Genomic DNA, 14,629 nt, shown 5'->3' with positions numbered 1-14,629 from the left:
TTGCATAGAGTACTATTTCATATTATCATCGGTTCATCATGAATGTCATAAAAGTAGGTGAAGAAATGGAGTCACGACTAGATCGAAAGACCAAGAGGAAAAAACGTGGTAGAAAAGTGATTTTGGTATTATTAATCCTTATTTTCAGTTTGATCGGTTACGCTGCTTTTCAATTTTACAGTGGTTATAAAATGGCTGGTGAAGACCAGATGCAGGAAGATTATAAATTCAATGGAGTAAAAGATGAAAACGGGAAGGTTAACGTTTTGTTATTGGGAGTCGATAGCAGGGGCGAGGAGAAATCAAGGACAGATACTATGATGCTCGCGCAAATCGACCCGAAAACGAATGAAACCAAACTCGTTTCGTTTATGAGGGATATATATGCTGAAATCCCCGGATATAAAAACTATAAGCTAAATACCGCTTTTTATTTAGGCGGACCGGAATTGCTTCGAAAGACAATCAAGCAGAACTTTGATCTTGATATTCAATACTACATGATTGTTGATTTTAAAGGTTTTGAACAGTCAGTCGACATCCTTGCACCAGAAGGAATTGAAATGGATGTTGAAAAGGCGATGTCAGAAAACATCGGTGTTTCCCTCGAACCTGGTGTCCAAAACCTGAACGGAAAGGAATTACTCGGCTATGCCAGATTCCGTCATGATGAAAATGGTGACTTCGGAAGGGTTAAAAGACAGCAAAAAGTGATTGCTGCCCTTAAAGATGAAGCCTTATCCATCGGAGGCGTAACAAAGCTTCCGAAAATGGCAGGATCCATTCAGCCATATATTCAGACGAATATGAGCAAACTGGATCAAATCTCAATCGCGAAAGATATTCTTCTCAGCAACACCAGTGACATGGACAAGCTAACCTTGCCAGTAGAAGGATCCTATACAAATGGAAGTTACAGCGGAGTGGGATCCGTTCTCGAAATAGACTTCGAAGAAAATATTCAAGCTTTAAAAGACTTCCTGAGTGGAAAAAGCCCAGACGACACTGCAAACGAATAAATCTGAAAATCCCGTTAAGCCTTTAAAAGCTTGACGGGATTTTTTTGTTTTTAGAATGGACTTGTTGGAACGTGCTCTCCGAACTGCGCTGACAGGGGGCAGGGCCAAAAAATCAATCTATTTCCAATCATATCCTTACAGTATAAATTCTGATTATACGCTTTCTCAGCCAATCTAGGGCCTTCAGAAGGAATCTGAATAACATAAATGGTAATGATAACGCTTCCACTAGCTATTTCGGCTAATTCCTTACTACTTCCTATAATGCCCTTGATATCATTCCTCAGCATGTTACGATTATTAACGTTGTGAACAAAACACACGCCAATCAAGGTTTTTGGCGACCTGAAACAACTATTATCTTAATTATTTTTTCTTGATTATTACATTAAATGTACAACTAAAAACGAAAAAAGTGTTTTGAGAAAAACGTACTATAAAATAAGGAACGGGAGCGGATATGATTGTTAAATAATAAAACGATAGCATTTCTTGGTGCAGGTAATATGGCTGAAGCAATGATTTCAGGGACAGTACAGAGTGGCAAGATTCCAGCTGAGCAAATCATTGTTTCGAATCGAAGCAATTATGGAAGACTTCAAGAAATGAAAGCTAAATATGATATCACAGCAATTACGAAAGACGATCTGCCCTTTGATGAAATAGATATTCTCATTCTTGCCATGAAGCCAAAGGATATCGATAAGGCATTAGATTCCATCAATCATCTTGTCAGGAACGATACGGTGATCATGTCGGTACTGGCAGGGATTACGACTTCTCATATGGAAGAACAGTTACCTGGAGGTCAGCCTGTCATCCGTGTCATGCCAAATACGTCAAGTATGCTGAAGGAATCTGCAACGGCTATCAGTGCCGGAAGGTTCACTTCAAGAGAAGATATGGAGAACGCAGAAGAGTTACTATCAAGCATCGGAGAAGTATTCGTCATCGAAGAAAGCCAGATGGACATTTTCACTGGAATTGCCGGAAGCGGTCCAGCTTACTTCTACTATTTAATGGAACATATCGAAAAGACGGGTGCTGAAGCAGGATTAGACCCGAAATTGGCTCGTAAAATCGGAGCTCAAACCATTTTCGGAGCAGCCAAAATGATGCTGGAGCGAGAAGAATCACCAACCCAACTTAGAGAAAATGTAACATCCCCAAACGGTACTACGGCTGCAGGACTTGATGCATTAGCTCAGTTCGGTGGAGGTAAAGCCATCTCAGAAGCTGTTAAGGGAGCAGAAAAGCGTTCGAAAGAAATCAGCTCATCCTTACGGTCCAAAGAATTAGTCACAAGCTAATAACCCAACGAATTCCAAACACCTCATATAAATTATGTTACCAACCAAACATGAAATACAGGTCTGTCCCTGCATATAGAAAGAGGGGCAAGGGACGGACCTTATTACTAGGAGTGATTGAATGTCCCAAGATAAGAAACGTATCGTGATTAAGATTGGAAGTAGTTCATTGACAAGCTTACATGGAGAAATGAGCCGCAGGAAGCTTGAGCGACTTGTGGATGAGGTTGTCCGTTTAAAGGATGACGGTCATGAAGTCTTGCTTGTTTCATCAGGAGCAGTTGCTGCAGGTTATCGTAAATTGGGTTGCTTGACACGCCCAAGTTCGCTGCCTGAGAAACAGGCAGCAGCAGCTATTGGTCAAGGGCTATTAATCGAAGCGTATTCTGATCTATTAATTTCAAATGGATATGTGGCTTCTCAAATTCTGATCACTCGTAGTGATTTTTCTGATGAAGATCGATACAACAATGCCAGAAATACGATTAATGTCCTGCTCGAAAGAGGGATTATTCCGATTGTAAATGAAAATGATACCGTAACGATTGACCGTTTGAAGTTTGGAGATAATGACACACTATCCGCTAAAGTCGCAGCACTCGTGGATGCTGATCAACTCATCATCCTATCAGATATTGATGGGCTATATGATTCAGATCCCCGCAAAAATCCAGATGCTGAACTGCTGGAGAGTGTAACTGAAATCACGGAAGATATTGAAGACATGGCGGGAGAGCCGGGTAGCTCAGTCGGTACCGGCGGCATGAGATCAAAGATCGATGCATTCAAGATTACAATGGCATCAGGCATACCCGCGTTCCTGGGTAAATCAGGACATTCTAACATCATTTACGATGCTGTCCAGCATACGGCTAAAGGAACCTATTTTGAATCGACGGAAGATTCGGTCAATCTCGATTCCAAAAAGCAATGGATTGCGTTCAATTCCGGTCCAGAAGGTGAAATCACCATCGATGCAGATGCGAAAGACCGTATTTTAGAGCGGAAAGAGAGTTTGACGATCGATGATATTTATACTGTGAAAGGCCGTTTTGATAAGGGTGCAGTCGTACGTATCCTGGATAACCGCGAGGAGGAAATCGGTCTTGGAATGGTTAACTATCGCTCTGGTCAGCTGAAGAACCCTACAAATATAAAAGCCGATGAAATCGCAGTAGAAATTGATCAGCTCGTATGTCATGTAGAAGTTCCCATTCCAGTAGGTGTTTAGTTGAACATTATTCTGTAATTGATTCATTCAAGTATATAGCTTTTCAAAATAATCAGGAGGTATTTGATGACTTTAACTGTAGAAAAAACCGATGTAAAAAAACAGGCGATATTGGCTAAAAAAGCTTCTAAAACCTTAAGCATGCTGACAACGGAACAAAAAAATAAAGCCCTTCATATTCTTGCCGACCATTTAGAGGCAAACTACGGGTCCATTCTTAAACAGAACGAAAAAGACCTTGAAAGAGGCCGGGAAAAGGGGTTTGAAGAGGCCTTTATGGATCGCTTATCTCTTTCTAAAGAGCGGGTTGAAGACTTTGCAAACGGTCTTCGCCAAGTGGCTGACCTGGAAGATCCGACTGGTAAAGTGGTTTCTGATTGGACCTTGGAAAATCAGCTGCAAGTTCAAAAAGTGACCGTTCCGCTCGGTGTCATCGGAATGATTTATGAAGCCCGCCCAAACGTGACGGTGGACGCTACAGGTCTTGCATTAAAATCAGGTAATGCCATCATCCTGAAAGGTGGATCGAATGCCATCACGTCAAATAAAGCCATTGTAGATGTAATGCATGAGGCGTTGGAACAAACAGATATTCCAAAAGATGCCGTACAATTCATCAACACAACGGATCGTGAGGCGACAAGTGAATTATTCACAATGAAAGAACATATTGATGTGCTGATTCCCCGTGGTGGCGGCGCATTGATCAACGCTGTCGTCAATAACGCAACGGTTCCTGTCCTCGAGACAGGTGTAGGGAATTGTCATATTTACATCGACAAGGAAGCTGAACTGGAAAAAGCATTGAACATCATCATAAATGCCAAAACGGACCGTCCCGCGGTTTGTAATGCGGCTGAAACCGTCATTCTCCATGAGAATTGGTTTGATGAACACAAGGATGCCTTTGTTGAAAAACTGAAAGAGCATCACGTTTCCATTCATGGGGATGAAAAAGTGGTCGAAGTGATCAAAGATGCTAAACTTGCAGGTGAAGAAGATTGGGCAAACGAATATTTAAGTCTTGATATTGCCGTGAAAGTGGTGTCTTCACTTAATGAAGCCGTGGATCATATTGAACAATACGGTACCAAACATTCTGAAGCGATTGTGACGGAAAACAATGAAACGGCGAAAAAGTTCATGATGCTGGTTGATGCTGCTGCTTTATATCATAATGCTTCTACACGTTTCACAGATGGAGGAGCATTAGGATTCGGTGCTGAGATTGGCATTTCAACCCAGAAGCTGCATGCAAGAGGTCCGATGGGTCTTCCGGCGCTAACCACAGTGAAGTATATGATGCATGGAACCGGACAAATTCGATAATATGTAAAAACGCATGAGGTCTACTCCTCATGCGTTTTTTATATTCTTTCGACTGTCAGCCTGATTCCTGAAGCAGGAATTCATGCAATCCTCGGATTGTATGAACTTCTTGTTGATAACATAGTGTCAAAAGTCGTTCGAAAATCTCGGCCGTCATGATCGCATCATTTAAAGCATGGTGGCGGGTCCGGTCTTGAATATCGAATTTCTTTATAAGAACATCCAAATAGCAGTCATCCCTGCCAAGTAAGCTATTGGCCAATGAAAAGGAATCGACAAATTCTGGATCGAAAGAAGGCAGTTCCCATTTATTTATCCTTTTTTGAAGAAAGTTAATGTCGAAGCTCGCGGGATGTGCTACCAGAATCGTCCCTTTACTGAACTCCAAAAAACGTTCCAACCCTATAGGCAGCGTCACTCCATTTAAAAAATCTTTACGTCTTAGTCCCGTAAACCTCTTCGTTTCCCTGGACACTGTTTGAAGAGGGTCGATCACCTGATAGAATGTCTCATCCCTTTGAACTTTTCCTTCTTTCAGCTTTACAGCTCCAATCGAAATGATTTCATCTCCAACTTCAGGAAAAAAACCAGTGGTTTCAAGGTCGAAAATCGTAAAGGTGCAATGGAAGAGATGCTTTTTTTGAAGAGTCGGTTTTTCTTCTTCAAATTGTTTAAGGCCACGGGAAAGTTTATGATAGGAAAGCTTTTCTTTTTCCCGCTTCACTTGATGGCGGAAGATGAATCGCTGCCATAAATAATACTTTAATATCCGGTAGCCTACATTAATACCTATATTATCCATTAAACCACCCGGTTCCTATTGAAACTGATTTCCATCACTTGCTGCAGTCGGTTGGCAATCTGGATGGATTCTTTTAATTTTTGGCGATCCTCTTTCGAAAGGGTGCGGACATCGATGTCATTACTTAAAGGCTTTCCCTCACTAAGTTCACGCAGATTCTGTTGCGTTCTTAAGGAAAGGAGGATATGCATGGCCGTTTTAACGTTTTCGGCATCCCTTGGGTGAAAGGCTTGTAACTTTTTCAATGCCTGTACCCTTTTGATGGTGTTCACTTCTTTTATCCCATACTTTACCGAATGAATCCGGATCATATTGACGATTTGTAAGAGTCCTGACTTTTTGATATTGAATAGATGGTTTTTCGGTTTCAAGTTTACCCGGCCCAATGGACCAACGGGGAGTTTGAAACGAAGGGCATCTTTTCGTAAGAGTTGCTGCATATTCAGGGATCGTTTCGATTTTTCAGTCAGGTAATTCCGGATCTCTTCTGCGATGGAATAGTCTCCGTAAATTGGACGGAAGTCATAGAACATCGTGATGTTCTGGATTTCCTGTGCATCCATTTCGTGGAGCCACTCATCAATGGCCTTTTTCCAGTCCGTATACGATCTCTTCCATTTTTGTTCCTTCGCCATGATCCCGCCTGTACATTCAGGGAAACCACATGCAGCAAGCTTTAAATTGAGCTTCTCGGTGAAGGCCTGAAAATAGAGATCAACTTTTTTCAGGTCAGATAAATGATTATAATCATCAAGGATGATCCCATTATCCTGGTCGGTATGGAATCCCTGTTCACTGCGTCCCTGACTGCCCATGACAATGAAACAATAATTAATCGGAGCAGAACCGTAACCTTCCTGCCTCATTTCCTTTTCGCTCAATTGAATGATTTTCCGGTGGAGCCGATCATTGTAGTTTGATATCACTTCACAAATATCGAATCCAAAGCTGTCCTGTGCAAGAAGGTCTTGAATGAACTGTTGGAACGTCTCGCTCTTTACCGTAGCCAGTTCAACCAGTTCATCATTTGACACGGCCTTTTGAATTTTATAAGAAAGATCCAGATAGTTCGAATCCTGAATATTGAGAAATGATGTACTGGTTAGAATTCCGACCACTACATCATTGCGAATGATAGGGACGAAATCCACTTCTTCATGTTTAAAGTAGGAGAGGGCTTCATAAGCGAAGGACTCATCCCTGATCCAAAAAGGCTTTTCTTTCATCCAGTCTTTCACCATTTCAGCGTTACATGGATTGGTTAGATAAGACAGGATTTCCCGCTGGGTAAGGATGCCAAGCATTTTTTTGTTCTGATCCACCACGACTAACCCATACGTGTCCTGTTCCTTCATCTTTTTGGCTGCGTCTATGATGGTAGCATTTCCATCGATGAAAGTAGGGCTCTCCATGAGAGTATGGACTTTTGTGCGGAACAGATTGATGTTTTCATCATCGGTTTCAGTGGCTGACTTTACCTTGATTTCATCGTATAGGGTCTTCATCCGATTGCCGATGCTTTCAAATATGATTTTTGAAAAATCATTGTTTTTGGTCATGATTTCTAAAATCCGGTCTTTCTGAATCCGGAATACCGTACAATCCTCTATTGCCTGGACTGAAAAAGTCATTTGTCCGCTCGTAAGCATGATCATAATACCAATTAAGTCACCGGGGTAATAGAAGCGGAGTGAATATTGCTTACCACTGGAACGATGGAGGACATTTTTGGCAAGTCCGGAGACAAGGAAGTAAATATCCAGTTCTTCCACCGTTTCATCTTCATGAAAGAGAAATTCCCCTTTTTTGAAAGTTGTGTATGTTGAACCGGAAATAATATAATCCAGCTGTTCCGCTGATAGGACATCAAATGGATAGTGATCTCGAATAATATGTAGTAATTCCTGCTGGTTCATCAAATACCTCCCGTTCGTGCTGGTTCCATAGTACTTTACCATAGAATCCCCTAATTTGAAAACGATAAAACAGGCCGTCATACATAACAAGACACCCTGATATCAGGGTGTCTTGTTCAACATTCGATTTGATTCACCATCAGGAGGAATTTAAATAAATCCCGGGTCAAGAGGCTTTATGGGCTTTTACAACCTGTTTTTCCTTCTTCATGAAAGGCATCCACCAGTTCCAGTCTCCAAGTAGCTTCATTAACGAAGGGACCAGTACCATTCTGACGATGGTTGCATCAATGAAAATGGCGATGGCAATCCCAACCCCGATCTGTTTGACAGGCATCACACCAGTAAAAGCGAAAGCCCCCGTTATGACAATCATGATAAGAGCAGCCGATGTGATGATCTTACTTGTTGAAGTAAGTCCTTCAATGGTGGAACGTGTGTTGTCACCGGTTTTTTGATAAATTTCATGGATTCTGGAGATGAGGAATACCTCATAGTCCATGCTAAGGCCAAACACAAGGCTGAATACCAGCACCGGAAGCACAAGGGCAATATCCGATTCAGGGATTCCAAAGTGGCCTCCCTGGAAGATCCATACTAAAATTCCGAATGTCGATGTCAGACTGATGATATTCATCAAAATGGCCTTCAATGGAATGATGATGGAGCGGAATGCAATCATCAGTATCAGGTAGGTAGAACCTAAAATGATGCCAAGGCATAATCCTACTTTTTGATAGATTTCATCAAAGATTTCCTGATTGAATTTCACCTGTCCCCCAAACTGGAGGGGGTGTGACCATTCTTTTTGACTCCATTCGTTCACCAGTTCCTGGGCAGCGGATGATGATGAATCCAATGACAAGTGAACTGGAATCAGTGCTTTGTCTCCCTGGATAAAACGATCCAGTGCAGGATCAATCTTCTTCCTGGATTCCGGCTTCTGAATGGCCCCGAATAATTTTTCCGGAGATTCGATATTGGTGGCTTTGAAGATAGAGTCCACTGAAGTCACAGCTGATTCCTGATTGAATTCTGAAAGGAGTTCATTCAAATCCTCCAATCCATCTTTGGTCTTCCAGCCATTCTCCCGTTTGGCAATCACATAAATCGTACTGCCCTCATCTGTCATAAACTCCTCCTGAATGGTATCCATTGCCTGACGGGATTCAAATGTTACAGGTAATGCCTCGGTATCAGGAATGGACAGATTCATAGAGCGGACAGGCAAAATGCCGATCACTAAGACAATCAGGGCGAGGAGGGCCAGCATCACGGGCCTTTTCATGATAAACCCGGCAAATACCCTCCATTTCCCGTTGTCATTTCTCTTCTGTTTAATCAGCGTCCATTTATTTATAGACTTACCGAGGAGCAGAAGAACGGAAGGGAGGAGTGATAATGCAGATACAACTGCAAGCATGACGACAACCATACCTCCGATGGCAATCGTCTGGAATATATCAATTTCAATAAGCATCATGGCCCCTAAACCGATGAAAACACACAATGCAGAGAAAATGATTGATTTTCCTGCCGTTTGAATAGTGGTATGGATTGCTTCCGGTATGGATCTCGTAGCCAGTTCTTCACGGTAACGGTTAATGAACAATAGAGAGAAGTCAATGCTCAGGGCAAGACCAATCATTGGGACTACATTCAGAAGGAAAACCGATAATTCCATGCTGCCACCAATCAGAGCGAGAATTCCGAATGCCATCACGACCGTCACCACTCCAATGATGATGGGAACAAGCGAAGCAACAACCGAGCCAAATGCAAATAACAGGACAAGGAGAGCGAAAGGTAATCCTATCAATTCGGCCCGTTTCAGATCATCCTGACTGGCCTTATTAATATCTGAACTTATAATGGAAGCACCGGTCAATGATTGACCTGGATTTTCTTTTATTAGTGCTTTAACTTTTTTTGTTTCGTTGGTGATATCAGACTCATCGAAGGATAAAACGGCGTAAGCCACGTCGCCTTTCACTAATTTTTCATCTTTTAACGGTGATTGTATAGAAGAGGTGACACCCAAGTTTTCTATGCTCTCAATCGTTTCCTTTATGGATGCCTGGAACCCTTCTGCAGATTGGGAATCCTGCTTTTCCATAAGAAGCAAAATAGATGATTCGGGAAAATCAAACGAATCGGTCAATTCATTCTTTACTTTTTCAAACTGTCCGTCTGTCCTAAAACCATCCCCGCCTAGTATGGTGGGTAAGTCTGTTGCAAAATAAGCGAATATCCCCGCTGTCATCACCCAAAGTACAATGATCCATTTATACCATCGGGTGATCCCTTTACCGAGCAGGTTCATCTCATCACACTCCTTCATTGAAAGTCTTACATCCTGACTTTCCACTATTTCTTACGTTAAAAAAGAATCACTCATTCAGTTTAATAGGTGGAGTCAACGGGTGCAATAACTAAATGTTCGAATAGAGGATAAGAAAACCATCAAAAAGAATCCTTCGTGTTGAGGATGAATGTCGAGGCGCTCAATAAATCAGGAAATATGTAATCAGCGTTATACGATGGGGAAGAGTTGCCATTTAGTAAAATCGTGGTGCATCCAGCTTTGTTGCCTGCTTCTATATCTACATCACGATCCCCGATCATGAAGGATCCAGCAAGATCAATCCTGTATTTTTCTGCCAGTTCAAGAAGCATCCCGGGTTCGGGCTTTCTGCATGAACAACCCGCATGGGGTTTGTGAGTGCAGCAGGAAACTTCCTGAATGAAACCGCCTGCTTGTTTGATTTCATGTACCATATAATCATGGATGGACTCCAGCTCATCATGGGAAAGATAGCCTAATCCAACACCACCTTGATTTGTAACGACAAAAAGAAGGAATCCGGACTGGGATAAAGCCTTTATGGCTTCGGGGGCTCCTTTCAGGAAATAAAATTGATCCGGCCGGTTCACAAAGCGGACTCTATTGGTTTTCACCTCGTTGATTACACCATCACGGTCAAGAAAAACAGCTTTATTCATCATAAATCCTCCTTATTCGATAACTTTCATCAAGAAACACCGTGTATATGTCGCTTCTTGCGGTTTCCGAGGAAATAATGACAGAGTATTCTGTCATTTATTCTTAATCGGTAGGGACGGACCTTGGAAGGTCCGTCCCTTTCCTTTATAGTTTGCGGATAAAAACGACTTTTAAGTAGTCACTCTGCTTGTATTGACTGAGGGTTTTAAAATCTTCAGGAAGAGTGTATTCTTCGAGTATCTTATATTTCCCGTTGGTTTCCTTGAATGCTGCATCAATAAAACCTTTGAATTTTTTCATATTGAAGGTGCTGCAGTTTGTAGAAGCCACGATGGTCCCGTTCTTTTCAGTGATGGCTATCGCTTCTTTCAACAAATCCTTATAATCCTTTGCAGCACTGAATGTGTGTTTTTTTGAACGGGCAAAGCTTGGTGGGTCTAATATCACCATATCGAATGAAAGCTGTTTTTTAACAGCATATTTGAAGTACTTGAAGACATCTTCCACAATGATGTCTTGAGCCTCATAATCGATTCCGTTTATGCTGAATTGTTCAATCGTTTTGCTTAAACTGCGATTTGCAAGGTCCACACTGGTGGTGTGAGAGGCACCGCCGAGAGCAGCATACACAGAGAATGCACCGGTGTAAGAGAAGGTATTCAATATCCTCTTGCCTTCTGAGTATGCGTCACGAATCCTTTTTCTTACTTCGCGTTGATCGAGAAATACTCCGACCATCGCTCCGTCATTTAAATAGATGGCAAATTGTACGCCGTTTTCTTTCACGAGGAGAGGGAAGGAAGGGCGTGTACCCTCGACAAAATCGTCTTCTTCAACGTATTTCCCTGCCTGTGCGAACCTTTTCTTCTGATAAATACCTTTATATTCGGTTAATGCACGTATCGATTCCACCACTTCTTCATGAAAAGAATAGGCGCCCCTTGAATACCACTGAATGAGATAATATCCATCAAAGTAGTCAATGGTTACACCCCCGAAACCATCGCCTTCACCATTGAACACCCTGAATGCCGTCGTATCTTCACTATAGTAGAAGTGGAGACGTTGATTAATGGCAGCCTGGATCTTTTTATAAATGAACTCCTTGTCTATATCTTCATGTTCTTTCCAGCTCAGAAGCCAGCCAATCCCTTTATTCTGGAGTCCGTAGTACCCTTTTGCAATAAAGCGACCATCGGTATCTACAAGCTTCAGGATGTCACCGTCCTGTGCATCTTCAATCGATGTCGTGACATTTTCTTTATTTAAAAGAGGAAACCCTTTTAGAAATAGTTGTATGTATTTGGGGCTTGCTTTTACGATTTTTTCTTTCGTCATTCCACTCATCCTAACCTATTGGTTTAGTCTTGTGTAGTATAGAACGTTACGGGCGTTTACGCAACTGCATAAAAAAATCCCCTCAGGTCCGAAGAGGGGAAAGGTGTTTCAATTATTTACTCCATAAGTAATCTCCTACAAGACGATCCACTTTCATCGTTTCATGTAATCCGCTATGAGAAATCGTTGGATCATATACAATTTTGGACTGAAAAGGATTTCTTTCAAAAAATGATCGACTCTCCAGTGCACTCTGTACATTTACCACATCATCACCTGAACCAGCGATGGATAGCACTTGTATTTCAGAAGGAATCAAATGACGATTGAGATACATTTTTTTCAACGCGCGAGAGCCAGGCTTTAAATCAATCACAGCTGCACCGGTATTGATTTGCCCATAAGACTCTTTCGTCACTCCCTGAAATGGAGTGGCAATCGTAATGAATTTATGGGTTTTTGGAACAAACGATTCATTACTGGTATTCTCTAAATATTGGGTTGAAGCAAGGCCACCCATTGAGTGGGCGACAATATTGACAGTAGAAACATTGAATTGGTGATGCAGCAGCTTCATGGCATTTTCTAGCCAAATCGCCTGTTTATCCAAGGAAGCCCGATTGTCTTCAAAAATGACTTGAACAAGTGGGGGAGAACTCGGGTTTTTAGGAAGAGCCCCTTTGTATCTTATACTGCCGGAATCTGATACGGATATTTCCAGCGTTTTTTGACCCCATCCATGCCTGTTCTCAAAACGGTCCAACATGGTCCTGAAGGAATTATATGTACCTTTGTATCCGTGCACGAAGACGGTTGGATATTTCTCTTCGGCGGTTAAAGGTTTTTCACTTGATTGGACATTCGTCGTCCGGAAAATAGTATATAAAGTGAAGAAGGCAACGATAAAGAGCCCGCTCCAGAAAAATGATCGTTTTGACTTTATTGACAAGAAAATCGCTCCTTTAAAAAGGTATACTTCTATTGTAAGGGATTCGTGAAGTATTGAATATGTTAAAAAAGAAATTTATTTGTCATATTATATGTAATTTTTACCTAATTTGGGACTATGTTTCTATTTATTCATTTTCTCTAGTCAGGATAAGCAAGGACCATAAGAAAAAGGCTTAAATGAACATTTAAGCCTCCAACTTTATTTTGCCATTAATAGTAAAAATTAAACCCAATCACCAGCTTTGAAAATCGGTTCAATCGTGCCATCCGCCTTTTCACCGTCGATATCCAATTGTGATGAGCCGATCATGAAGTCCACATGAATCATGCTTTCGTTAAATCCAATCTCCTGTAACTGTTCACGCGTCATCGTCTTACCATCCTCTACACATACAGAAAGAGCCCTGCCCAATGCAATATGACACGAAGCATTTTCATCAAAAAGAGTGTTATTGAAAACGATATTTGTATTGGAAATTGGGGAATCGTGAGGTACCAATGCAACCTCACCCAAATAAGATGCACCTTCATCCGTTTCGAGTAAGTTCTTTAACGTTTCATAGCCTTCTTCAGCCGTGTAATCAATGACTTTCCCTTCCTTGAAGGTCAACGAGAAATCCTTGATAAGGGTGCCGCTATAATTAAGAGGCTTTGTACTCGAAACAACACCGTTCACGCCATATTTATCTGGAATTGAAAACACTTCTTCCGTCGGGAGGTTCGGGACGAATGGAATCCCTTTATCATTGGTGAATTGGGCACTGATCCATTTGGTTTTAGAGTGGAATTCGATGGTCAGGTCTGTTCCAGGTCCTTTATAATGAAGCTTTTTATATTTCCCCTTGTTTAAACGATCGGCGTTTTTATTAAGGTTTTCGATATGCGCTTCCCATAATTCGACAGTATTTTCCTGATCCGTTCTGGTGGTATAAAAAATGTTCTCCCACAGTTTGGTAAAAGCGTCTTCTTGAGAAAGATCGGGAAAAACGGTCTGAGCCCATTCCACTGTTGGTATCGCAGCGATCAACCAGCTGATCTTTCCGCCTCCGATATAAGCTGAAAAGTCTTTCATCGCTTCTGCAGAAGTTTTGTTCAACATAGCGACACGCGTAGGGTCTGAGTCCCTTAATAGAGAAGGATTCGGGGCAGCTAAGTTCAATAATGCCACATTGTTCTCTGCCATCTCAATGTACCCTTTTGCCTTCCATTCAGGAAACGCTTTCAACCCATCCTCAGAAGATTTCTCCAGGCGGATCTTTTTCAATTCATCATCATAGAAATCCGTTAACACATTCAGTGCTCCTCTTTCGAATGCTTTTTCTGTTATCAGGCGGACAAACTCATATGATATTATAGGTGCTGATATCATCAGTTCCTGTCCCTTTTGCAGATTCAATCCGACTTCTACGATCAGATCTGCATATCGTCCTAAATTTCTCTCAAATGCTTCATTCATTTGTGAATCCCCCTTATATATGTATTCAATCATAACTATATCTCTTTTTTCAGAAAATTTCATTGAATAAGATCATTTAATTTAAATAAGACCGAGGCAGGGACTAAGGTGTTTAGTTAAAAGAAAATCCGAACGATCATTCGAGATTCTTTTTTGAGAATCGAGATCGTTCGGATTTATCATTTGGATGTTTACATAAATATTGTTGCTTTTGACCCAGTGAGTAGTGGTTGATTTCCGCTTCAGGTGCTCGCTTTCCGCGGGGCTGGCGGT

Annotated in this window: 11 protein-coding genes; 4 read left to right on the top strand and 7 right to left on the bottom strand. The window is 41.6% G+C overall.

Annotated features, from left to right (window positions below; all coding sequences use genetic code 11):
* Window positions 1-65: 65 nt before the first annotated feature.
* The 4 genes from BVI01S_RS08675 (at window position 66) to BVI01S_RS08655 (ending at window position 4,889) form a co-directional block, all read left to right on the top strand.
* Window positions 66-1,019: an LCP family protein gene (locus BVI01S_RS08675; RefSeq protein WP_034758994.1), complete on the top strand. Its 954-nt coding sequence runs from the start codon at window positions 66-68 to the stop codon at window positions 1,017-1,019.
* A gap of 464 nt (window positions 1,020-1,483) precedes the next feature.
* A complete protein-coding gene (proC, locus tag BVI01S_RS08665; RefSeq protein ID WP_034759001.1) occupies window positions 1,484-2,329 on the top strand; it encodes a pyrroline-5-carboxylate reductase in 846 nt (281 codons plus the stop codon).
* Between the two features lie 121 nt (window positions 2,330-2,450).
* Window positions 2,451-3,560: a glutamate 5-kinase gene (proB, locus tag BVI01S_RS08660; RefSeq protein ID WP_034759004.1), complete on the top strand. Its 1,110-nt coding sequence runs from the start codon at window positions 2,451-2,453 to the stop codon at window positions 3,558-3,560.
* Window positions 3,561-3,626: 66 nt separating this feature from the next.
* Entirely contained in the window at window positions 3,627-4,889 is a 1,263-nt protein-coding gene (locus BVI01S_RS08655) for a glutamate-5-semialdehyde dehydrogenase (RefSeq protein ID WP_034759007.1), read from the top strand.
* Between the two features lie 55 nt (window positions 4,890-4,944).
* On the opposite strand, the gene BVI01S_RS08650 is transcribed toward BVI01S_RS08655, so the two are convergent.
* The 7 genes from BVI01S_RS08650 to BVI01S_RS08620 all read right to left on the bottom strand — a co-directional run bounded on the left by BVI01S_RS08650 (window position 4,945) and on the right by BVI01S_RS08620 (window position 14,356).
* A complete protein-coding gene (locus BVI01S_RS08650; RefSeq protein ID WP_051758257.1) occupies window positions 4,945-5,691 on the bottom strand; it encodes a 3'-5' exonuclease in 747 nt (248 codons plus the stop codon).
* Window positions 5,691-7,607 carry a DUF294 nucleotidyltransferase-like domain-containing protein gene (locus BVI01S_RS08645; protein ID WP_034759010.1) on the bottom strand — a complete coding sequence of 639 codons (1,917 nt, stop codon included), beginning with the start codon at window positions 7,605-7,607 and terminating at the stop codon, window positions 5,691-5,693. The genes BVI01S_RS08650 and BVI01S_RS08645 overlap by 1 nt, the downstream gene beginning before the upstream one ends.
* A 166-nt stretch (window positions 7,608-7,773) precedes the next feature.
* A complete protein-coding gene (locus tag BVI01S_RS08640) occupies window positions 7,774-9,948 on the bottom strand; it encodes an MMPL family transporter (RefSeq protein WP_244886909.1) in 2,175 nt (724 codons plus the stop codon).
* A 122-nt stretch (window positions 9,949-10,070) separates the two neighbouring features.
* On the bottom strand, window positions 10,071-10,610 hold the full coding sequence (locus tag BVI01S_RS08635) for a D-glycero-alpha-D-manno-heptose-1,7-bisphosphate 7-phosphatase (RefSeq protein WP_061809880.1): 540 nt from the start codon (window positions 10,608-10,610) through the stop codon (window positions 10,071-10,073).
* Window positions 10,611-10,755: 145 nt separating this feature from the next.
* Window positions 10,756-11,949, bottom strand: coding sequence for a class I SAM-dependent rRNA methyltransferase (locus tag BVI01S_RS08630; protein WP_061809879.1), 1,194 nt, complete (start codon window positions 11,947-11,949; stop codon window positions 10,756-10,758).
* 112 nt (window positions 11,950-12,061) lie between these two features.
* Window positions 12,062-12,898, bottom strand: a complete 837-nt coding sequence (locus BVI01S_RS08625) for an alpha/beta hydrolase (RefSeq protein WP_051758258.1) — start codon at window positions 12,896-12,898, stop codon at window positions 12,062-12,064.
* Between the two features lie 225 nt (window positions 12,899-13,123).
* Window positions 13,124-14,356 carry an aminopeptidase gene (locus BVI01S_RS08620; RefSeq protein WP_061809878.1) on the bottom strand — a complete coding sequence of 411 codons (1,233 nt, stop codon included), beginning with the start codon at window positions 14,354-14,356 and terminating at the stop codon, window positions 13,124-13,126.
* Window positions 14,357-14,629: the final 273 nt, after the last annotated feature.

It is taken from the genome of Rossellomorea vietnamensis NBRC 101237 (assembly GCF_001591825.1).
GTDB lineage: Bacteria > Bacillota > Bacilli > Bacillales > Bacillaceae_B > Rossellomorea > Rossellomorea vietnamensis.
The sequence above is the reverse complement of the archived record's forward strand: the minus strand, read 5'-3'. Positions and strand labels throughout refer to the sequence as shown.